Below are 20,983 nucleotides of genomic sequence, written 5' to 3'. Positions count from 1 at the left end.
CTTAGTTCTTTTTCGGGTATCTAATCTTATCAAAAATTAAATTTTGTTCTGGGAAGTCAATAGTAATCGGAGCGGCTAAAGGCAAACCTAAGCCTTCACGCGTCTGCCAGCCTTTGGTCTCACCTGCTGCAATTGTTTTATTCAAAACATAAGCGTAAAAGCTTGATTGACGTTTGCCTTTGGCATCCACAAAGCCGGTGAAAAGTTCTTTTTGTCCCGCTTTTAACTTCACTTTAAAAGTGACTTCTTTAGCGCCGTCAGGAATCACTTTTTCAAGATCAATATCATCAACTTTAATAAAGGCTTTTACCACACCCATTGCTTTATTAGCTTCATACTTTTCGTTAATGCCTTTGTCTGCTTCAGCAGCCCAACGACGAACAGAAATTTCGTAAACACCCGCGCTATCAACACGAACAACCCATGGTGCCAAATGATTGCTGTTGCCTTTTACACTCGGTTGATTCCATTTTGGTAAGCCCTTTTCGACCATTTGGTCATGAGACGTTAAAGTTACAGGATTCTCTTCTTTGGCGCCGATCACTAAGGGACTGAAAATATGGTGTTCAGAAGAAAGGTCTTCCCAACGTTTATCATAGGCCGCTAAGAGGCGCTGCTTCACTTCGGGGTGCTGACTAGAAACGTCATTCTTTTGTGCTGGATCTTTTCGAATGTTATAAAGCTGCTTGGCATTTAATAAACGCCATTGATCGCTCATTACTGCAGTATTGCGCCATTTCTCTGGATCTTTCACGCGTTGTGACTCAACGAGAAGTACGCGATCACGTAAGGCCGTTTGATCACCCTTGATGATTTTCTCTAAACTCGTTCCATCAAAATCAATTTTTGGTGCTTTCAGGCCAAACATCTCAATAAAACTAGGGAGAATATCCATGTGCGCAGTTAGTTGATCGATATCACGTCCGCCCATTAAATTTCCTTTAGGCCAAGTAAAAATGAAAGGAACTCTGTGGCCGCCATCAAAGTTACTATTTTTGGCGCCTGTCATTCCCGCGTTGTAAACGCCTATGCCAGATGAAGATCCGTTATCTGTGGTAAAAATCAATAAAGTATTATCTGCGACGCCTTCATCCTTTAAGAATTCGCGGAGTTCGCCAAAGTTATCATCGATATTTGTGATCATACCGAAAAACGCTTCGAGCTTAGTGCCTTTCACTTTCGTCTGATTATACATATCCAAGTATTTTTGCGGAGCGCGCATGGGGCCATGGGGAGCGTTGGGAGTGATAAAAGTAAAAAATGGCTTTTTCTTAGATATCTGAGTTTTCATGAATTTCTTAGCTTCGTCGAACCAAACGTCGGTACAGAAACCTTCAAATTTAACGAACTCACCATTCACATAATAAGTATCATTAAAGTAATCATTGCCCCAGTAATCGGGAACTTGACCCACACCACCAGCACCGTGAGTCACCACATGAGTAAAACCACGATCTTCTGGGCGATAGGGGTAAGCATCACCCAAATGCCATTTACCAAAAATGCCCGTCGCATAACCGTTGTCTTTCAAAATATTGGCCATTGTGATTTCACGCTCACGCATTAAATGACGACCTTGAACCGTGTGCCAAACGCCCACTCGAGCAGAATAACGACCAGTCATTAAAGCTGAACGGGTCGGCGCACAGGTGGGATCGACGTGATAATTTGTTAAACGTAGAGCGTCTTTGTAAAACTCGTCAATTTGCGGGGTTTTCAAAATGGGGTTGCCGTGACAACTCAAATCACCATAACCTTGGTCATCAGTCATCACAATGATGATATTGGGTTTAGCTTGTGCAAGCAAGAAAGGGCTTAAGGCAAAAATACATAAGAAAACGAGTTTGTTCATTGGAGCTCCTGTTTTTTAGTCATACAAAATTACTATACCCATAATAAACGACAAAACTTACCCTAAGCTACACTCCAACTGCTTTGTAAGTACAAAAGTAGATTATTTTACCATTGAATTCTACAAGTTTAATGTAAATGATTACATATGTTACAGAAAAGAAAGTCATATAAGATTGCGAAAAAGAGAGATGGATTAATATTGGGTGACCTAAATAATAGCCATTAATTATGGAGACAAAAATGTCACAAAAAGTTTTAATCCCTACTAAGCTTTCTACAGCTGCAAAGGATATCCTCGAAGGCAACGGTTTTACCGTTGTACAAGAAGCTGGCGTCGATCTCGTTGAACTAGCAAAAGCTCACCCTGATACTGAAGGCATGATCGTTCGTTCTGAGAAGCTCACTCCTGAAGTCATCGACCTTTTCCCAAATCTTAAAGCTGTTGTACGTGCTGGTGCTGGTTACAACACAATTGATATCCAGTACGCTCGCAGTAAAGACATCACTGTCATGAACACTCCTGGTGCTAACTCAAACGCTGTGGCTGAAGAAGCAGTTGGCATGATGATTTCTTGCGCTCGATTCTTCATCGAAGGTGACCGTTCAACTCGCGCTGGCGAATGGAAGAAAGCTCAACTCCAAGGTTTCGAACTTACAGGCAAGACTGTTGGTATCGCTGGTTTTGGTAACATTGGTCAACTCCTCGCAAAACGTCTTAGTGGTTTCGAAGTCGACATCCTAGTTTATGACCCCTTCGTATCTGAAGATAAGCTTGCTGAATTCGGCGCTAAAAATGTCAGCCTCGAAGAACTCTTCGCTGGTTCTGACTTCATCTCTCTCCACATGCCTGCAACTAAAGAAACGGCTAACGTTATTAGCACGGATCTTCTTACGAGCATGAAAGACGGTGCGGTTCTCGTTAACTGTGCACGTTACGAAATTCTTGACGAAGCGGCTCTCCGTGAAGTTAAGAAAACAAAAACTATCTACTACGCAAACGATGTTTATCCTAAAGATGCGGCTGGCGACAAAACAATTGCCGACGTTTCAGACATCATGCTTCCTCACTTGGGTGCTTCTTCAATCGAAGCTAACACCAACGCAGCTGTTATGGCCGCTAACCAAGTTTCTAACTACCTCGGTAAAGGCATCAGCGTTTTTGCAGTGAACAAAGTTCTTCCAGACGGTCTCTCTCCCGAGTACCAAGAACTCGCTTACTCAGTGGCTAAAGTTGCTAAAGCTTGGATGGGTGATAGCCAACCATACGAAATCAACATCTCTCTCTATGGTGAGCTCAAGCAATTCGATAAGTTCCTCGTTCCTGCCATTGTTGCGGGTGCTTCTGCTAACGACAAAGTTGTTAACGCTGAAAAAGCTTCAGAAATCCTCGAATCTCACGGCATTAAACTCGACGTTCGCGAAGTTGATGACTCAAAAAATTACGGCGAGTCAATCACTGTTGACCTCATCAAAAGCACTAACGGTAAGCTCGAACGCCTAAGTGTTCGCGGTACTGTTGCAGAAGGTAACATCATCATTTCTCGTATCGATGACTTCGACAAACTTTACTATGCAGCTGATGGTTTCAGCACTGTGTTCATCTACAATGACCGCCCCGGCGTTCTTGCAGACATCACACAAATCCTTGCTAGTGAATCTATCAACATCGAAGATTTGCGTTCACCGCACAATACTGAAAAGAAACGTTCAATTGCCATTGTTAAAACAAATAGCGAAGTGAGCAATGAAGTTATCAATAAAATCAACAGTAAAATCGACAGCGAAGCAGCTTTCCAAGTTAGCCTCTAAAACGATTCTTCATTGATTTAAAAAAGCCTCCTCAACGGGAGGCTTTTTTGTTTTCTTATCCTACACAAAACCATGCAATAAAATGACTTGAATTTGCGTTTCCTGCTTTTACTTTAAGCGCCAAATTTTAATCTTATCTTTTAGGTCCCATTTATGATCGCTGTATCCAACCTTTCTATCCGCTTCGGGAAGCGCACACTTTTCGAAGAAGTGTCCGTCAAATTTTCACCTGGCTGCCGTTATGGTCTAATTGGTGCCAATGGTGTAGGTAAATCTACTTTTATGAAAATCCTCGCGGGCGAACTCGATTCCTCTACGGGTCAAGTCTCAATTGACTCGGGTTGCCGTATGTCTTTCCTCCGTCAGGATCACTACAAATACGATGACTTTAAAGTGCTCGACACAGTTTTCACTGGTAATGATGAGCTTTGGCAACTTCACCAAAAACGCGATAATCTCTATGACCAAAGTGATAATGGCACAATTAGTGACGAAGATGCCGACTACCTCTACGGTGACCTAGAAGCCGAGTACGGCGAAAAAGGCGGTTACACCATGGAAGGTGATGCATCCAAACTTCTCTCTGGTCTCGGTATCCCCGCAGAAGAACACCACCGTAAGATGAACGAGATTTCTGGTGGCCTCAAACTTCGTGTTCTCCTAGCTCAAGCACTTTTCGGTGATCCCGATATCCTCTTACTGGATGAACCGACCAACCACCTTGATATGGATACCATCGAATGGCTCGAGAACTTCCTCAAGCGTCATGAAGGTACAGTCATTGTTATCTCTCACGACCGTCACTTCCTTAATAGTGTTTGTACCAATATTGCCGACTTGGACTACCAAGCCATGCGCCTGTTCACGGGTAACTACGACGATTTCATGATTGCTAACCAAATCCAACTGGATCGTCAGCAAAGAGAAAACGACAAGAAAGAGAAACGCGCCGACGAACTCAAAACATTTATTTCGCGCTTCGGTGCCAATGCTTCAAAAGCAAAGCAAGCAACTGCTCGTCAGAAAGAACTAGATCGTCTCCAAATCGAAAAATTTAAGCCTTCGAGCCGCGTCGCTCCCTACATCCGTTTCGAAGCTAAAACCAAGATCGGTGCCAAAGTTATTCACGCTGAAAAACTCTGTAAGAGCTACGACAAACCACTTTTCACAGATTTTAACATCCACATGAATAACGATGAAAAAATCGCTATCATTGGTACCAACGGCGTCGGTAAAACAACTTTACTCAGAACACTTTTAGGCAAAGAACAAGCCGACTCTGGAAACCTTGAAATTGGTCAAACGATTGAACTTTCTTACTTCCCTCAGGATTCCCAAGAAGTTCTCGATGAAAATATGAAAGCCATTGACTGGCTCGGTAAATTTGCTCCGGAAGAAGGTATTACCGAGACTGAACTACGCTCGGCAATGGGTCGCATGCTTTTCAAAGGCGAAGACTCACTCAAACCAATCAATGTTCTCTCTGGTGGCGAACGCGCCCGTTTGATCGTTGCTTCTATGTTGCTCGAAGGCGGTAACTTCATCGTTCTGGATGAACCGACTAACCACCTCGACCTCGAAGCCATTGAATCTCTCAACTATGCTTTAACACTCATTTCTGATCCTGTCATTTTCGTCAGTCATGACCGTGAGTTCGTTAATTCTTTAGCTACGCGTATCATTGAATTGCACGGCGATGGCACTTACACCGATTACCCGGGCAACTTCGAGGAGTACGAAGCGTGGAAGAACAGCCAAAAGAAGAAATAGACTCACTCGAGAATATTCCTCGCAAAGAATTTGTTCCCAATTTTGGGAACAATGATGCCCCCATCAAAAAAGATGATCGCGACATGGGTCCTAAGCTCCCACAAGAGAGCTTAGATGCCACACCGCTATTAAACTCCAAGCAGTTAACTATTTGGGGCATCATTGAGGCTTTTGCCATTATCCTTTTACAGCAGGCGCTCATGGTGATCTTTACCAAGATTTTTGGGATCGGCCTCATCGTATCTGCTTCCTACTCAGCCACTGTGGTTTTGCTTTACTACATCTTTCGCACTAACCTCATGCAGAAAGCCTTTAAAATTGTCCCCAAAGGCCAAAGCCTCAAAGATAATCTTATCTTGATCATTCAAGGAACTCTGCTCTGCTTACTTGTCGCCCTTGCCTATGATTTCATCCTCAAACTTTTGGATTACACTCCCAAAGCTCAACAAGTTGAAGTCCTGCTCCAGCAAAAAGATTTCACTCTCACTGCCGCTTATTTCATGCTGGTTTATTCCGCCCCCGTTTGGGAAGAAATTGTTTTCCGCGGCATTCTCCAGGATGGTTTAGAAAAGAGCTTCTCACCCGTAACTTCCATTATCGCTACCGGCACAATTTTTGGCCTCATCCATTTTGACCCCGATCAAATGATCCCCCTCATTTTACTCGGCTGTATCTTTGGTTGGATGTACCACAAAAGCCAATCTATTTTCCCATGTATTATTGCCCATAGCTTTGTGAATACCCTCGGCGCCGTCAACCTCTTCGGCGGATTTGAGAAATAAAAAAGGGTTCTCGCCAAGACGCTAAGACAACTAAGTTTTTTCTCTGAAATTGATTTGGTTTAGGTATACGACAATAAAGTTTTGACTCTCAACTTCTTTATTAAACTTCGCGTCTTTGCGCCTTCGCGAGAAATTATATACCGAAAAGTAGACATTCTTTCACCTAAATAAATACGCTCAATTTAGTAGCTTGATTACTTCGCGAGACAAATTTCACTTCATTCACGATAATTATTGACAATTCGGGTAATACCATTTTTTATAAGTACCTCACCAAAGTTAATCAAAAAACCTAAATTCTTATCGGTTAATTTTAAGTAGGTCAACAACTGCTTTTTATACACGAGATGAACTTTCTCAACTGATTTCAACTCAATGATCACCAAGTCATTGACAATTAAATCGGCTCTAAAGCCTTCATCAAAATAGATGTCTTCATATTTAATTTTCATGGGCACCTGCCTCTGAACTTTGCGACCACGTTTCGCTAGTTCATAAGCTAAACTCACTTCATAAACCGACTCTAATAAACCCGGCCCTAGTTCAGTGTGAACTTTGTACGCCGAATCAACAATCTCTTTGCCTAAAATCTCTAAGTCCATATTTCTCTCCAAAAATTCTTCCTTCTTAAACTTGGCGTCTTTGCGCCTTCGCGAGAAATATTTTCCTAAATAACTAGACATTTTTTTCCCCATTGCTTACGACTCTGGCAATACTCTTGGAGCTGAAGTTCTCGACATATAGCGTTTAGCTCTCGCCAAGACGCTAAGGCAACTAAGTTTTTTCTCTGAAATTGCTTTAGTTTAATCAGACAACAATAAAGTGTTTACTCACAAACTTCTCTTTAACTTCGCGTCTTTGCGCCTTCGCGAGAAATTATATCCTGAAAAGTAGACATTCTTTCACCTAAAAATACGCTCAGTTTTGGGGCACTCTCGGAACCACCAACCTTTTTGAGAAATAAATAATAGTAGCTCTCGCCAAGACGCTAAGACAACTAAGTTTTTTCTCTGAAATTGATTTGGTTTAGGTATACGACAATAAAGTTTTGACTCTCAACTTCTTTATTAAACTTCGCGTCTTTGCGCCTTCGCGAGAAATTATATCCTGAAAACTAGACATTATTTCACCTAAAAATACGCTCAATTTAGTAGCTTGGTTTCTTCGCAAGACAAATTTTACTTCATTCCCGATAATTATTGACAATTCGGGTAATACCATTTTTTATAAGTACCTCACCAAAGTTAATCAAAAAACCTAAATTCTTATCGGTTAATTTTAAGTAGGTCAACAACTGCTTTTTATACACGAGATGAACTTTCTCAACTGATTTCAACTCAATGATCACCAAGTCATTGACAATTAAATCGGCTCTAATACTACTTTGGGGAGTTTAAAAAGGCACTCAAAAGAGGTCGAAATTTCAAGGTTGTGAAGTATAGTAAAATCATGAAAAAGAAACACTTACAACAAAAAAAAGGATCGAAAATGACCCCAAGCCCCACCTGCTAATGAGCATAAAGACAATATAGCATTATTAAGTCAAATCCCCAATAGATTATTGGGTTTTCTAGATAATTTCAAAGCTGTATTTAAGACACAAACTCATGATTCAAATGAACTTGCGTCTATGTATACAGGAGGTTTATTTACCTCCGAGAAAGGTAATATAGAGCGTATCGAAGAAAGCGTCCCCGCCGTAAATTATGAACAACTTCGTCAATTCATCTCTAAATCACCGTGGTGTCACAATCAGCTCATGACTGAAATAGCTTTGAGGGCTAATCGTAAACTGAAGGACTACTCCAACAAAAGCGAACTGCCAATAGGTTTTTATATCGACGAAAGTTCATTCGTCAAAAAAGGTATGCACTCTGTTGGCGTATCACGTCAATGGCTCGGGTGTCGGGGTAAAGTAGACAATGGACAAGTTGCGGTTTTTTCATCCTTGGGGTGCGGAGCATATAACAGTTTGATTGACTGCCGGTTATTCCTCCCTGAGTGCTGGACCGAAGATAAAGAACGCTGTAATCGTGCTGGGATTCCCGAAGATGAACAAGAATTCAAAACGAAAATTGAACTCGCAATAGAAAGCGTTATGGAAGCCCGAACGCAAGGTATTGTATATGATTTCATTGCAGTTGATGCACTTTATGGGAGTAGCTTTAAATTCATCAATAGACTCGATCAATTAGGGGAAGTTGTCATGGGGCGAATGCGTAATAGTATTCACGTTTATCTTGAGGAGCCTTTGTTTCAACTCCCTGAGCGAGAGTCTAATAAGGGACGTAAGCCCACAAAACTACGGGCACAAACTTTGAGTGTGACAGTAAAAAGTATCGCCGAATCCATTAAAGAAAATCTTTGGGAAGATATTGACATTAGAAGTACAACCAAAGGCATATTAAAGGTTCAGGCATTCCAAAAAAAGTGTGCTGCATGATGACGAATCGGGCGAAGTAAAACAGTGGGATTTAATAATTTGTAGAGATAATCAAACTACTTCATTGAAGGATTACACTTATACAATAAGCAACACAGCAAGCTCAAAAACGCTTCAGGAGATGATTCAAATGGATCGGCAACGCTACTGGATCGAGCGTTCATTCCAGGACAATAAAAATGAAGTGGCTATGGATGAATACCAAGTCAGGAAATATCGTGGTTTTTATCACCATATGAGCCTTTGCATGCTCGCTACCTTATTTTTAATGGAAGAGCGTATGGATTGTAAAGACACCTTGCCTCTTTTATCTTGTGCCGACATTAGAAGAGCTATGGAGTTTCTTATGCCCAAGAAAGTAACGAACTTGGAAGAATTCTGTGTTCAAATGGAGGTAAGGCATATAAAACGGCAAAAAAGTATAGATCATGCCAGTCGGGATGCTATTCCACATTAATAATTAAAATTCAAGCGGTCTCAATCTTACAAAAATTCTTCTATCAAGATAGAGGAAGGCTTCCTGCTGTTTAAATCAGATGATTTTTGTGGCTTTTTTAGTCGAATCAGACCACCACTTCATCACAAAATCGAAATGTACCCTGTCTACCATCTATTGATGGCGGGGGTAATCTGGGGTTATATATTTTATGATCACGCCGCGTTTGAATCTGAGCAATATGATTCTAAACGCCCCAAAGTAGTACTAAAGCCTTCATCAAAATAGATGTCTTCATATTTAATTTTCATGGGCACCTGCCTCTGAACTTTGCGACCACGTTTCGCTAGTTCATAAGCTAAACTCACTTCATAAACCGACTCTAATAAACCCGGCCCTAGTTCAGTGTGAACTTTGTACGCCGAATCAACAATCTCTTTGCCTAAAATCTCTAAGTCCATATTTCTCTCCAAAAATTCTTCCTTCTTAAACTTGGCGTCTTTGCGCCTTCGCGAGAAATATTTTCCTAAATAACTAGACATTTTTTTCCCCATTGCTTACGACTCTGGCAATACTCTTGGAGCTGAAGTTCTCGACATATAGCGTTTAGCTCTCGCCAAGACGCTAAGGCAACTAAGTTTTTTCTCTGAAATTGCTTTAGTTTAATCAGACAACAATAAAGTGTTTACTCACAAACTTCTCTTTAACTTTGCGTCTTTGCGCCTTCGCGAGAAATTATACACTGAAAGTAGACATTATGTTTACCCATCACTACCCATGGCCTTGTGAACAGATATTAATACCTCAATATCTTCGGTGAGCTCGATTGATAGGGTTTTGCTCTCGCCAAGTCGCTATGGCAATTAAGTTTTTTCTCTGAGATTGCTTTAGCCTAGATATAAATATAATAGAAAGCCCTCTCAACTTCTTTATTAAACTTGGCGGCTTGGCGCCTTCGCGAGAAATATTTATTAAATCGTTTTAGACTAAGTTCTTCTTCATCATATTCTTAAACATGGAGTCTTAGCACCTTCTCGAGAAATATTTTCGGCAAATCCCCATAAATTTACACCCGTTCATGTAACAAAGTGACTTGAGCGGGAACTTAATAAATAGAGACATCATTTTCTTAAACTTCAGCTTTTTTGTCATTTTATAAGTCCAATCCTGTTAACATTTGTAGTAATAATACATAAACTTTAATAAGGCTAGACAGATTTACCCTTCTTACGACGAATTATATTTATAGGGAAACTCAACTCTAGATAATCACATGCTTGATAAACAGTTATTTTCCCGTATGATTAAGACATTAAAAAACTCAACCATCTAGAATACAAAGGTTCCTATGAGACATAATAAAATTTATCTCTTTATTTCTACGCTCTTTTTTAGTTTTACGACTTTCGCAGCTGAAGCCGCTGCACCCGTGAATCCCGAAGCTCAACAAACTCTCTTTATGAAGTTTATTCGCGCCATTACTTTTACCACCGATGGCAATATACCCGACTTTTTAATTTTCCTCGGCCGTCATCACCCACTCATTCTTCACCTCCCTGTAGGTCTTCTCGCTGTTATTGCTTTCCTCGAAATTTTTTCTTGGTGGCGTAAAGTCGAAATTTACGACGAAGCCATGTATATCCTATGCTGGTTAGCTGCACTCACTTCTGTTGGTGCCACTTTCTTTGGTATCCTGCTCGCTCTCCCTGGCGGATATAACCCAGAACTCCTTTCACGTCACGGTTGGTTAGGTATGGCGGTTGCGGTTGCCGCAATTATTGCTCTCTACCTCAAACATCACTACCGCAAAGACAAGGTTTTAGCGAAACGTCACCGTTTTCGCGTCGCCATTTTTGTAGCTTGTGTGATCATGGGTTTTGCAGGTCACGATGGCGGTTCACTCACTCACGGTACTGAATACCTTTTTGAATACGCTCCCGATCCCCTTCGTAAAATGACGGGTCGAAAAGCTAAAAAACCAAAAGATGCTGAGGAAGCTAAAAAACCTCGTAAACTTCCTTATTTCGAAGCCAAAGTTCTCCCAATTTTCGAAGCCAAATGTGTATCTTGCCACGGCGAAGAAAAAATGAAGGGCAAACTCAAGCTCAATAATATCCTCGGTATCATGCGTCGCTATGACAAAATTATAAGTCCCGGTCATGCGATGGATTCCGAATTATATTATGTTTTAGTTAGTGATGACCCTGACGAAATTATGCCTCCTGAAGGTAACGAAGCGATGACGAAAGAAGAAATCAAGATCATCGAAGATTGGATCAATGCTGGCGCCTCTTTCAGCGATGTGGAACTCAAGCCCATGGCATCACCTGCTGCGGAAGCCGCAAAAGTTGAGCCCACAGTTGAAAAAGCTACGGAAGCCGCAAAACCCGCACTCGACCTCGCCAACATGACAGCTGATCAAAAATTTGTTCACGAAACCGTCATCCCTTTCTTCGAAGCCAAGTGCACGAAATGTCATGGTGAAGAAAAAGATAAAGGCGATGTGCGTCTCCACACTGTCGAAGTGATTAAAGCGACTTTTGAAGATGAACTCATCGTTCCTGGCAAGCCTGAAGATTCTTGGCTCTACGACTCACTCGTGACTGATGATGAAGACGCGCTCATGCCTCCACCCAAGGAAAAGAACCCTGCGACGAAAGAAGAAATCGCCATGATCAAAAAATGGATCGCAGATGGTGCAAAAGGCCTCGATTAAGCCAGAGCTCGACTCAGACTTACTAAGTCCCACTAGGACACACTAAATACATTCAAAAATACCGCCTCCCTAGGCGGTATTTTATTTTATTATCATCAGCTCATGCTAAAGTAGCGAAAATTGTAAAAATGTACTGGAGTCCAAGCCAATGGATAAAATGACTGCCTTAGTCGACTTTCTCTGTCTCGACGAAGAATGTGGCAAGACCATCAACTTTAACGTCATGGAACTTAAGGAAAAAGAAGGGCTCTTAACATGCCCGCACTGCTACCGTCAGTATTCCTTTTCTGATAGCACCTTCATCGAAAAATTAGAAAAACTACGCAACCTACTCATCGCTGTTAAAGACGCTGAAGATATTTTGGGCGACGTCAATGTCGGCGTCAACACGGTTGCGGGATCCGCAAAAATCCCTTACCGCCTTTTACTTACGCGTATGAATACCGTGATCACTCTTGAAGTGGGCGGTTACAAGATTGATTTTAACTTTAGAGTCGAGCCTGCAAAATCAGGCGACTTCCACTAAATAGTATTTGAGGAGATAGCCATGGGAAAATTATTCGGAACAGACGGAATTCGCGGGCGTGCTAATGAATACCCCATCACGCCAGAGATGGCCATGCGCATGGGTAAGGCTATTGCCGCCGTGTTTGGCGAAATGAACATAGGTAGAAACCGTGTGGTTATAGGTAAAGACACTCGCCTTTCAGGCTACATGCTAGAAACGGCTTTAACCTCAGGGCTCATCTCCATGGGCATGGATGTTTACTTGGTTGGCCCGATGCCAACACCTGCAGTTGCCTTACTTTCTCGATCCATGTTAACATCAGCGGGCATCATGATTACTGCATCACACAACCCTGCAGAAGATAATGGCATTAAAATTTTTGCTAATGATGGCTACAAGCTCACTGATGCCATCGAGAATAAAATCGAAAAACTCATCCTCTCCGATGAAGAAATCATTCCTAAAAATGGTGCCAATGTCGGTAAAGCCTACCGTATTGACGATGCTGGTGGACGCTACATTGAGTATGTCAAAGGTTCAGTTAATGATATGGATCTCAATGGTTTAAGAGTCGTCTTAGACTGCGCTAATGGTGCTGCCTATCACCTTTCCCCCATTGTTCTCAAGGAATTGGGCTGTGAAGTCATCAAAGAATTTGTTGATCCAGATGGCCTCAATATCAACGATAACTGTGGCGCCACTTACGCCGAACGCTTAGCAGGCTCAGTTAAAAAATATCGCGCCGATTGTGGTATTGCCCTCGATGGTGATGCCGACCGCGTCATTTTCTCTGACGCTGATGGCACAGTCGTTGACGGCGATCGCATCATTGCGATTTGCGCTCTCGCCATGAAAGAAGCGGGAACTTTGACCGGCAACAAAATTGCCATTACCACCATGTCCAACATGGGTTTAATCAAACTCATGGAAGAAAATGGCATTGAATGCGTCGTCACTGATGTGGGTGACCGCCATGTGATCGCTGCCATGCGCAAAGATAATATTAAGCTCGGTGGCGAGCAATCAGGTCACATCATCTTCGGTAATTACTCCACCACGGGCGATGGTACACTCGGCGCCCTCCGCGTCCTCGAACTCATGAAACAATCTGGCAAGAGTATTAAAGAACTCGCTTCTGTAATGGAAATCTTTCCTCAAAAGCTTGCGGGCGTCATGGTCAAAAGTAAACCTGCACTCAATACCCTCCCTGGTCTCACGGCTCTCATTGAAGAATGTGAGAAAGAACTTGGCAAAACGGGTCGCTGCATATTACGTTATTCTGGAACAGAAAAGAAACTCCGCATCTTAGTTGAAGCTCAAAGCAACAAAGTTGTGGACAAATGGATTAAGAAATTCCTTAAGCAAGCTGAAGAGGAGATCGGTGCATGAAATTTGACTTTATCCCAGGTGAGAACCCCAGTTATTTTGAATCATTGCGTCGCGACGCTTCCATAAGCGAACTCCCCGTCGCCGGTACCACCGTGCGACAAGCGCAAATTGATTTTCTCGAAGCCACTGATCACGAGTTTTCAAAAGAAGCTCCTGAGGTCTTACTCGCAGATAACTTCTGGTATGCTCCTGAGGATTTAGAAAACTTTTCACGCGGTGAAGACCTCTCCGAAAATAGCTTTGCTTTACGCTTCCCCTGGGATTTACTCAGGCTCAACGAAATTTTAGTCGCACATATCGATACTGATTTTATTGAAGCTCACGTATATGATGGTGCTCAAAACGAAGGTTTCCTCTACGCGGGAAAAGGCACTAAAATCCTTCCCGGTGTTTTTATCGAGGGTAATGTCATCATCGGCGACAACTGTAAAATCGGCCCCAATTGCTACATCCGTGGCAATACTTTTATCGGCGACAACTGCCACATCGGTCAATCCGTCGAAATCAAAAATTCTCTGATCATGAACAATACCAACGTCGGCCACCTCTCCTATATAGGCGACTCGGTGCTTGGTGAAAAAGTTAACCTCGGTGCCGGTACTGTGAGTTCCAACTTACGCCACGATGGTTCCAATCACCGCTCAGAGTTCCATGGGGAACTCATTGATACAGGACGTCGTAAATTTGGCGTCATTATTGGCGATGGCGTTCACACGGGCATCAACACCTCCTTTTACCCAGGCCGTAAGCTCTACCCGGAAACCACTACTCTACCCGGCCAGATTGTCCAAAAAGATCTAAAAGCGTGAATGACCTCAAGCTTTCCCTTTAAACTCAGCCTTGCCCCCATGGAGGGTGTCACTCACCCCCTCATGCGACATCAGATCGCCCAACACGGTGGTTTAGATCTCTTGTGCACTGAATTCATTCGCATCTCGAGCCACAAACCCTCGATGCGTTCTCTCAAAAAACAGATTGTTAAGTCAGGGGATATTCCCCTCTCAGTGCAAATCATGGGCAATAATGCTGAACTGATGGCGGAGTCCGCAAAACTCGTCGTGGATTGCGGTGCCGATGCAGTGGATGTCAATATGGGCTGCCCCACCAAGCGCGCCGTTAAAGGCGGTGTTGGTTCCGCTATGCTCAAAGACCCCAAGCTCTGCTACCAAGTTTTGGCCTCCATGCGCGAGCAAGTGCCTTGTGCGCTTTCCGCAAAAATTCGCGCGGGCTTCGATAATAAGGAAGGCGTTTTTGAAATCCTCCAGGCCATCGTCGATTCAGGCGCCGATTATTTAGCCGTTCACCCGCGCCGCCGCGTCGATCATTACGAAGGTCATTCAGATTGGCGCATTATTAGTGCTCTCAAAGAAAAATCCCCCATTCCCGTCATTGGCAATGGCGATGTCCGCACTGCCGCAGATGCCGTGCGCATGTTCAAAGAAACCCAATGCGATGGGGTGATGATTGGTCGTGGTGCTCTCTCCAACCCATGGATATTTTTACAGACTTCGCAAGTGCTCTCTGATCAGGAAGTCTTCATCCCAAATTGGGAAGACATCTATCACTTTTACCATGGCATTGCCCAAGCTTTCTCGGACTTCTGCGACAACGAACAGGGCACTTTGAACAAGACTAAAGAAATGTTAATGTACTTTTCCGTCAATTTACCTGAGCCTGCCCCCTTTCGCAAAGCTATTGGTCGCAGTCAGTCAATTGATGAAATGATGAATAAACTCCATAGCTTTCTCAAAGAAAAACGAGAGCTCTGTGGCAAAGAAATATGTGCAATAGGAAAGATATGATTTTTCATTTACCAGATGTCTACGAGGCTTACCAACGCTGGAAGTTGGCCCCCACCGACAAATTAATTTGCTCACAATTTCTGATTGCTAAGCTTCCCAATCATTGGGGTTACGTCATTAGTGCTGGAATTCGCGTCCTTGCTGAACAGCTGCAAAATTTTGAAGCCGACGAAGCTTTTTTAAATGAATTAGAAGAAGCCCTCAAAGATTGTATCGACGAAGACGTCAACGACTTCCTCACCATGATCCACAACGTCAAACCCTCTTGGCGAGTTGATGCAGTCCATGATGGAACTTTTCTCTTTGGCAGCCAACCCTGCCTCTGTATTCAAGGCAATACTTTTTTAACGCTCATCCTACTCAAGCATTTTCAGCAGATTATCGAAGAGTCCATTAATACCGCTACTCGCGTTTCTCGACTCAAAACTGCTCTTGGAGAAGCTCCCGTTGCGCTTATCAGTAAAACTCAAGTCAGTGCTCGTGCAGGCCTTATTGGGGGTGCTGAGGTCGTTCTAAATCATGGTGACACCTCAAAAACGACTCTGCTCTTGGAATACGATGCCTTTGTCCTCGAGCATAATCCTCACGCTCTTTTACTCTTGAGTGCCAGCGCGCCGAGCGAAAAGAATTTCGAACTCTTGCGCGCTTTGCCCTACCCCCCCAAAGGAATTATCATTCCTTTTAATGCCGTCGAGACTGAACTCGAAAAATACCGTACTATCCTCAACGATCGCACCTGGCTACAATCAAAAATTTACTGCGCCGCTCCCAGTAGCGAAGCCGTGCTCAAAAAGCAAAAAGCTACGGGCGTTCAACCCGACTTCTGGTTACTCAACTTCAAGCGCGAACAAGGTTCTTTGGGTTATGTGAAAATCCACGCACTCAAAAGCGCCATCTGCAACGCCGAATCTAAGTGGCAATGGTTGCATTCATTTGCTGACGACTGCGCTTTCCCAAGGCTCCCGGGCTTCCTCAATATTCGCCGCTATGGCAAACGTCGCCCCTCAGGCGATATGATTGTCAATGAGCACATCAAAGCCAGTTCGAATATCATTAACGATCGCGAATTCCTCAATCGTAGCTTCCGAGGCGATTTCCACATCTTACTTGAGCCCGTGTTCATGGGCCGTCATTTCACCCTGCTTCAAGACGAAGCCGCCGATGCCAAACACGCCGAAGTCCAAAAAGAATACTTCGGCAAAAACTACACCGCCCTCGACTTCCCCGCCTCCTACCCCAGCGGTCTCGAAGAAAGCTTCTTCAACAGCATCATTTCTTCTTAATCATAAAGTATGAAGACCATTACCTCGAGACGTATTAAACAATCACTCCAAGGTCGCTTCTATCAAGCTTTTCATTGTATAAATAAAGCACTCTAAGAATCTAAACTAAGTAAACATTGTTATTTTAATAATATCTATTTTGTTACTTTACTTAAGGATATATTGTTATTTTAATGAAGATAGTTTTTACGACACTAAACACTACATATAGTGTTTTATATGAAATAATAACTATATCTAGTGTCAATTTAACTATGTTGTTATTTTTATAATTTTGATTTTGTTACTTTTTTTAGGTGAAACTTGTTACTTTTTTATATTGCAGGCCTATATTTATACGGAATTATAAATATTGCTGAGGAACCGCGTGGAACTTAAATTATTAGAGCCTGAATTTGCTTCGCCGTTAACTGACCTAATTATTGACTTAGATCACTTGCGACGAAAACAATTAAGCGGAACAACTCACGAAGAAGTGTTCTTTCAGTTAAAACAGCTTTTTCACATGCTAGAGAGTATCGGATCCGCACGTATAGAAGGCAATAATACAACTGTTGCGTCCTTTGTTGAAACAAGAATTGAAGATCGACCCTACATTGATGAAAACATCAAAGAGATTCGTAATATTGAAGAGACTATGGAGTTTATCGATAACTCTATTCGTGAACGAGGTCTTACAAAAAGCTACCTAAAAGAACTTCATTATGGAATCGTTAAAGGATTAACTCCCCCTCCTAAGGGTGAAGGTGATGCCAACCCTGGTGCTTTCCGAAATCATGGGGTTGAAATCACTGGATCAGATCATATTCCTCCTGAAACCGCTCATGAAGTTGAAGCGTATATCGATGAATTAATTGAATTTATTAATAAAGACCACCCCGCTAAATATGATTTATTAAAAGTCGCCATTGCCCACCACCGTTTCATGTGGATCCACCCCTTTGGCAATGGCAATGGTCGAACAGGCCGACTCCTAACTTATGCAATGCTTGTATCTCAAGGCTTTAGGGTTGGTGAAGGTCGAATACTCAATCCAACAGCTGTTTTTTGTATTAATCGTGACATCTATAACGAACAGTTAGCTAAAGCGGATTCTAATACTTCTGAAGGTATAGAATCCTGGTGTTGCTATGTCCTAGATGGACTAAAAGAAGAAATTGCAAAAATCGATCGCTTAACAGATTATTCTTATTTAGTGAGATATATTCTCAAACCTTCATTAGATTTTTCTTTGAAACAAAAATTAGTGAATGAAGATGAGTACGCGATATTACTGGAAACCGTCAAAAAACAATCCATTCAAAATAGTGATATACAGGCGCTTTTTCCAAAAGAACAATCAACCTCAATTTCAAGACGTTTACGCCACCTAAAAGAAAAGAAAATGCTTGCGAATGACATAGGTAATACCCGTCGCTATCACATTTCATTTACCAACAGTTTTTTAATTCGCGGTATCATTCCACAATTAGCTCGTAATGGCTTTATCCCCATCCGTGATGACTAATAAAACTACACCGCCCTCGATTTCCCAGCCGCCTACCCCAGCGGCCTCGAAGAAAGTTTCTTCAATAGCATCATTTCCTCTTAATCATAAAGGTTCACAAGTGCTTGCTTTAGCTTGGGGCAATTAAACTCAAAGCCTTCGTTTAGGAGTTTTTGTGGTCGACAGTACCGGCCATATAAAGCGAGTTCGGGGTCAGTTTTCATGATGAGCGGTGCCGCTAACTTAACGAGAGGGCTCATGCCTGGCAAGCCAAAAGGAACTCGCAAGGCTTTGCGCAATTCCCGCATAAATTCTGCATTGGATACGGGCTCAGGTGATGAAGCAATATACGTCCCCTGCATTGCGTCATCTTCGATCGCTCTTAAAAAGATTCGATTCATATCATCTTCATGAAGCCAACTAATGCCTTGGCGACCATGACTCACTTTTCCTCCCAAGCCCCATTTGACAATTTTTGCTAAACGAGGCAAGGCACCACCATTTTTTCCTAAAACAAAACTCGTTCTCAAAACAACTTTACGCATACCTTCTAATACGGAGTCATGAAAAGCTTGTTCCCAAGCTTGTCCCACAAAAGGGGCAAGCCCATAACCGTATGGCGAATCCTCTGTACAAACAATGTCTTCGGGATCTCCGTAGATATGCGCCGTCGACATTTGAATCCAAGTTTTTGGCGGTGTTCGCAATTTTTTCAGTGCCTTACCTATCAACTCGGTACTTTGAACTCGAGATCTCAAAATCGCATCGCAATTTTCAGCTGATTTGATGCAATCGACGCTACGGCCCACTAAATTGACCAATGCATCAGCACCCTCGAGTTCCTTTACCCACGGACCCAAATTCTGTGCATCCCATTGACAAAACTTACCAAGCCCTTCGAGCCCTGAGGAATGACGTGAGATCAGAATTACTTTATAATTCTGCTTGTTTAAAAACTTCGCTAAGTTGCTTCCAATAAAGCCAGAAGCTCCAAATATAATAACTTTTTTCATTGCTTTTCCCTCAATAAAATTTCCAAGTGTAGAGGCTGCCTTCACTCTCTCTGAGATCACCTATAAAAACCTGCTTGCCGATCTTTAACTTTGATGTGAGCTTTTTGTGGACGCGAAAAACTGAAGGCTTCTCTTTAATCAAATCGGCACGTTTTGCGAGCGTCTTATTCTTGCCCCAACTATAGCTAATCACCCCATCTGCAATGAGCTGATCAAATGCTTGATCCTCCATGATTTCACCATCAAATTCCTGTATAATTTCTTCAAATCCCCACTCTGGGGTTTTGAGTTTTTTCTGTGCCACTTTTAAATCTGTAGAAAAACCATGTAAGCCAAAAAACTTACTCGCACCCACCAAAAAATTATCGCTGTAACGCGTATCAACCCACACACAATCTTCGCCCGTTTGGCGATCAACGCAGGATAAACGTAAAGCACAATTAAAACTCTGCGGTAGGATATCTAAAGGCATCCAATCAGGTGCAACGGAATCCATCCAAATCATACATAAACTGAGCAGAACTTGACCCTCTTCATCTTGCCAAAGTCGCAAATGTTCTGGCAAATCAAAAAGATCTTCAGCCTCCACTAAACTGAGTTTAAAATTGGCCAATTGTCTTTTTGTGACTCGCGCTCGAATAGCATTGACGGCGCGGTACTCAAAGGTCCACTTCTTTTTAGTGTCTGGATCAATGAGCTGCATGGTCCACCTTGCTTGCACTTATGATGCTATAAGTAAATTTATGTGCCTGAATGGCGAGGGGAATACAGAGCAAACAGGATTGCATATGTTCCCAGCGTGACTTATTGCATTTGCCTTTCAAAATGAGTAGCGCTAAATGAATCACCACTAAGAAGGGCACTTGAAGTAAAGAAGGAATAAGGTTTTTGGAAATATTTTTAACTTCTATATTTTCGAAGCCATTTTCTTCCAAGGCATGCTGTACTTTATCCAAGCGCCCGATTTCGACAATACCCCAGTTGTCCCCCCATTTCTTTAAAAGGTTCACTGTATTTTGTCCCAATTTCGCATCCGCTTTAATGAAAAAATCGGCAATCACTAAACGTCCATTAGGCTTGAGAACTTTTGCGGCTTGAGCAATCAAGTCTTTTTTTGACTCGCCCTGAGCATAGCAAGAGCTCTCCATTGCAGTACAAGCATGCATCGATTCTTCTCGATACGGCAAAGAGCTAAAATTTCCTAGACGATACTCAATTTGGGGAAGGCCAAATTTTCGGGCCTTTTCGATTTGTTCCTCGACAATGCTTATCCCATGGAGCTTAAGGTTTTCATTTCTTTCATAAGCACTGCGTAATAAGCCGCCTAAGCCACAACCCAGATCCAACAAATGATTATCCTCTTTTAAATTGCAGGCATTTAAAACTTGGTGATTCATTTCTTGTATTTGCTGATCACGATTAAAAAAGCCGAGCCCACCATGCCAGTAACCAAAATGCATATTGCCCGAAGGACTCCAAAAGAGGTAGTCTTCTAAATTTTCACGGTAATGATCTTTAATCATCTCTTCTTGGCTTCTGAGCAATTTCACATCGTCTTTCACTTGTTCACATACTGGCATCTCGACCTCTTTTTATTTATTTCAGTAACTTCTGTCTATACAGAAATAACCGTAATTTCACTAATTAGTCAAGCTAGGCTTTGAAAAAAATTCAAATTTGTTCATAATTAAG

At 42.4% G+C, this 20,983-nt stretch carries 18 protein-coding genes and 1 pseudogene; 12 read left to right on the top strand and 7 right to left on the bottom strand.

Going from position 1 to position 20,983, the window contains the following annotated elements; genetic code table 11:
- Nucleotide 1 precedes the first annotated feature (1 nt).
- A complete protein-coding gene (locus tag LNTAR_RS16760; RefSeq protein WP_007279932.1) occupies nucleotides 2-1,852 on the bottom strand; it encodes an arylsulfatase in 1,851 nt (616 codons plus the stop codon).
- A 242-nt stretch (nucleotides 1,853-2,094) separates the two neighbouring features.
- On the opposite strand from LNTAR_RS16760, the gene LNTAR_RS25990 reads away from it, so the two are divergent.
- From LNTAR_RS25990 to LNTAR_RS25985, 3 genes are all read left to right on the top strand, one after another.
- Nucleotides 2,095-3,663, top strand: a complete 1,569-nt coding sequence (locus LNTAR_RS25990) for a 3-phosphoglycerate dehydrogenase family protein (protein WP_007279931.1) — start codon at nucleotides 2,095-2,097, stop codon at nucleotides 3,661-3,663.
- A gap of 153 nt (nucleotides 3,664-3,816) precedes the next feature.
- A complete protein-coding gene (locus LNTAR_RS16750; RefSeq protein ID WP_007279930.1) occupies nucleotides 3,817-5,433 on the top strand; it encodes an ABC-F family ATP-binding cassette domain-containing protein in 1,617 nt (538 codons plus the stop codon).
- Nucleotides 5,406-6,215, top strand: coding sequence for a CPBP family intramembrane glutamic endopeptidase (locus LNTAR_RS25985; RefSeq protein WP_007279929.1), 810 nt, complete (start codon nucleotides 5,406-5,408; stop codon nucleotides 6,213-6,215). Before LNTAR_RS16750 ends, LNTAR_RS25985 begins: the two co-directional genes overlap by 28 nt.
- 218 nt (nucleotides 6,216-6,433) lie before the next feature.
- Here LNTAR_RS25985 and LNTAR_RS16740 read toward each other — a convergent pair whose 3' ends face one another.
- Entirely contained in the window at nucleotides 6,434-6,898 is a 465-nt protein-coding gene (locus LNTAR_RS16740; RefSeq protein ID WP_007279928.1) for a GxxExxY protein, read from the bottom strand.
- 500 nt (nucleotides 6,899-7,398) lie between these two features.
- Nucleotides 7,399-7,590, bottom strand: a pseudogene (locus tag LNTAR_RS26715) (GxxExxY protein); the annotation flags it as partial.
- Between the two features lie 186 nt (nucleotides 7,591-7,776).
- Here LNTAR_RS26715 and LNTAR_RS16735 point away from each other — a divergent pair.
- Nucleotides 7,777-8,658 (top strand): IS701 family transposase, encoded by an 882-nt coding sequence (locus LNTAR_RS16735; protein WP_420798222.1) that lies wholly within the window; start codon nucleotides 7,777-7,779, stop codon nucleotides 8,656-8,658.
- 130 nt (nucleotides 8,659-8,788) lie between these two features.
- Nucleotides 8,789-9,115, top strand: coding sequence for a hypothetical protein (locus tag LNTAR_RS25980; protein ID WP_157473641.1), 327 nt, complete (start codon nucleotides 8,789-8,791; stop codon nucleotides 9,113-9,115).
- Nucleotides 9,116-9,309: 194 nt separating this feature from the next.
- Here the strand turns inward: LNTAR_RS25980 and LNTAR_RS25975 are convergent, their stop codons facing one another.
- Nucleotides 9,310-9,636, bottom strand: a complete 327-nt coding sequence (locus LNTAR_RS25975) for a GxxExxY protein (RefSeq protein WP_007279925.1) — start codon at nucleotides 9,634-9,636, stop codon at nucleotides 9,310-9,312.
- 806 nt (nucleotides 9,637-10,442) lie between these two features.
- On the opposite strand from LNTAR_RS25975, the gene LNTAR_RS16720 reads away from it, so the two are divergent.
- The 7 genes from LNTAR_RS16720 (at nucleotide 10,443) to LNTAR_RS16690 (ending at nucleotide 18,299) form a co-directional block, all read left to right on the top strand.
- Nucleotides 10,443-11,810: a c-type cytochrome domain-containing protein gene (locus LNTAR_RS16720; protein WP_007279924.1), complete on the top strand. Its 1,368-nt coding sequence runs from the start codon at nucleotides 10,443-10,445 to the stop codon at nucleotides 11,808-11,810.
- Nucleotides 11,811-11,958: 148 nt separating this feature from the next.
- Complete coding sequence (locus LNTAR_RS16715; protein WP_007279923.1) at nucleotides 11,959-12,336, top strand: hypothetical protein; 378 nt, start codon at nucleotides 11,959-11,961, stop codon at nucleotides 12,334-12,336.
- A 21-nt stretch (nucleotides 12,337-12,357) separates the two neighbouring features.
- The gene (glmM, locus tag LNTAR_RS16710) at nucleotides 12,358-13,707 is read left to right on the top strand and encodes a phosphoglucosamine mutase (RefSeq protein WP_007279922.1); all 1,350 of its coding nucleotides are present in this window, start codon (nucleotides 12,358-12,360) and stop codon (nucleotides 13,705-13,707) included.
- Nucleotides 13,704-14,516, top strand: coding sequence for an acyltransferase (locus LNTAR_RS16705; RefSeq protein ID WP_007279921.1), 813 nt, complete (start codon nucleotides 13,704-13,706; stop codon nucleotides 14,514-14,516). Before glmM ends, LNTAR_RS16705 begins: the two co-directional genes overlap by 4 nt.
- Entirely contained in the window at nucleotides 14,517-15,509 is a 993-nt protein-coding gene (locus LNTAR_RS16700) for a tRNA dihydrouridine synthase (protein ID WP_007279920.1), read from the top strand.
- Nucleotides 15,506-16,792, top strand: coding sequence for a beta/alpha barrel domain-containing protein (locus tag LNTAR_RS16695; RefSeq protein WP_007279919.1), 1,287 nt, complete (start codon nucleotides 15,506-15,508; stop codon nucleotides 16,790-16,792). The genes LNTAR_RS16700 and LNTAR_RS16695 overlap by 4 nt, the downstream gene beginning before the upstream one ends.
- Before the next feature lie 367 nt (nucleotides 16,793-17,159).
- The gene (locus tag LNTAR_RS16690) at nucleotides 17,160-18,299 is read left to right on the top strand and encodes a Fic family protein (RefSeq protein WP_007279918.1); all 1,140 of its coding nucleotides are present in this window, start codon (nucleotides 17,160-17,162) and stop codon (nucleotides 18,297-18,299) included.
- A gap of 80 nt (nucleotides 18,300-18,379) precedes the next feature.
- On the opposite strand, the gene LNTAR_RS16685 is transcribed toward LNTAR_RS16690, so the two are convergent.
- From LNTAR_RS16685 to LNTAR_RS16675, 3 genes are read right to left on the bottom strand one after another with little or no spacing between them, the layout of a single operon-like run.
- Nucleotides 18,380-19,291, bottom strand: a complete 912-nt coding sequence (locus LNTAR_RS16685; RefSeq protein WP_007279917.1) for an epimerase — start codon at nucleotides 19,289-19,291, stop codon at nucleotides 18,380-18,382.
- Between the two features lie 10 nt (nucleotides 19,292-19,301).
- Nucleotides 19,302-19,994: a hypothetical protein gene (locus tag LNTAR_RS16680; protein WP_007279916.1), complete on the bottom strand. Its 693-nt coding sequence runs from the start codon at nucleotides 19,992-19,994 to the stop codon at nucleotides 19,302-19,304.
- Nucleotides 19,981-20,871 (bottom strand): methyltransferase domain-containing protein, encoded by an 891-nt coding sequence (locus tag LNTAR_RS16675; RefSeq protein WP_007279915.1) that lies wholly within the window; start codon nucleotides 20,869-20,871, stop codon nucleotides 19,981-19,983. Before LNTAR_RS16675 ends, LNTAR_RS16680 begins: the two co-directional genes overlap by 14 nt.
- Nucleotides 20,872-20,983: the final 112 nt, after the last annotated feature.

Origin of the sequence: Lentisphaera araneosa HTCC2155 (genome assembly GCF_000170755.1) — a bacterium.
Lineage (GTDB): Bacteria > Verrucomicrobiota > Lentisphaeria > Lentisphaerales > Lentisphaeraceae > Lentisphaera > Lentisphaera araneosa.
The sequence above is the reverse complement of the archived record's forward strand: the minus strand, read 5'-3'. Positions and strand labels throughout refer to the sequence as shown.

Excerpts from the sequence above, each read along its gene's own strand:
- LNTAR_RS16705 (WP_007279921.1), top strand. The coding sequence starts at position 13,704 with ATGAAATTTGACTTTATCCCAGGTGAGAACCCCAGTTATTTTGAATCA.
- LNTAR_RS16760 (WP_007279932.1), bottom strand. The coding sequence starts at position 1,852 with ATGAACAAACTCGTTTTCTTATGTATTTTTGCCTTAAGCCCTTTCTTG.
- LNTAR_RS16700 (WP_007279920.1), top strand. The coding sequence starts at position 14,517 with ATGACCTCAAGCTTTCCCTTTAAACTCAGCCTTGCCCCCATGGAGGGT.
- LNTAR_RS16685 (WP_007279917.1), bottom strand. The coding sequence starts at position 19,291 with ATGAAAAAAGTTATTATATTTGGAGCTTCTGGCTTTATTGGAAGCAAC.
- LNTAR_RS16695 (WP_007279919.1), top strand. The coding sequence starts at position 15,506 with ATGATTTTTCATTTACCAGATGTCTACGAGGCTTACCAACGCTGGAAG.
- LNTAR_RS25990 (WP_007279931.1), top strand. The coding sequence starts at position 2,095 with ATGTCACAAAAAGTTTTAATCCCTACTAAGCTTTCTACAGCTGCAAAG.
- LNTAR_RS25980 (WP_157473641.1), top strand. The coding sequence starts at position 8,789 with ATGGATCGGCAACGCTACTGGATCGAGCGTTCATTCCAGGACAATAAA.
- LNTAR_RS16740 (WP_007279928.1), bottom strand. The coding sequence starts at position 6,898 with ATGTCTAGTTATTTAGGAAAATATTTCTCGCGAAGGCGCAAAGACGCC.
- LNTAR_RS25975 (WP_007279925.1), bottom strand. The coding sequence starts at position 9,636 with ATGTCTAGTTATTTAGGAAAATATTTCTCGCGAAGGCGCAAAGACGCC.
- LNTAR_RS16675 (WP_007279915.1), bottom strand. The coding sequence starts at position 20,871 with ATGCCAGTATGTGAACAAGTGAAAGACGATGTGAAATTGCTCAGAAGC.
- LNTAR_RS16720 (WP_007279924.1), top strand. The coding sequence starts at position 10,443 with ATGAGACATAATAAAATTTATCTCTTTATTTCTACGCTCTTTTTTAGT.
- glmM (WP_007279922.1), top strand. The coding sequence starts at position 12,358 with ATGGGAAAATTATTCGGAACAGACGGAATTCGCGGGCGTGCTAATGAA.
- LNTAR_RS16715 (WP_007279923.1), top strand. The coding sequence starts at position 11,959 with ATGGATAAAATGACTGCCTTAGTCGACTTTCTCTGTCTCGACGAAGAA.
- LNTAR_RS16680 (WP_007279916.1), bottom strand. The coding sequence starts at position 19,994 with ATGCAGCTCATTGATCCAGACACTAAAAAGAAGTGGACCTTTGAGTAC.
- LNTAR_RS16750 (WP_007279930.1), top strand. The coding sequence starts at position 3,817 with ATGATCGCTGTATCCAACCTTTCTATCCGCTTCGGGAAGCGCACACTT.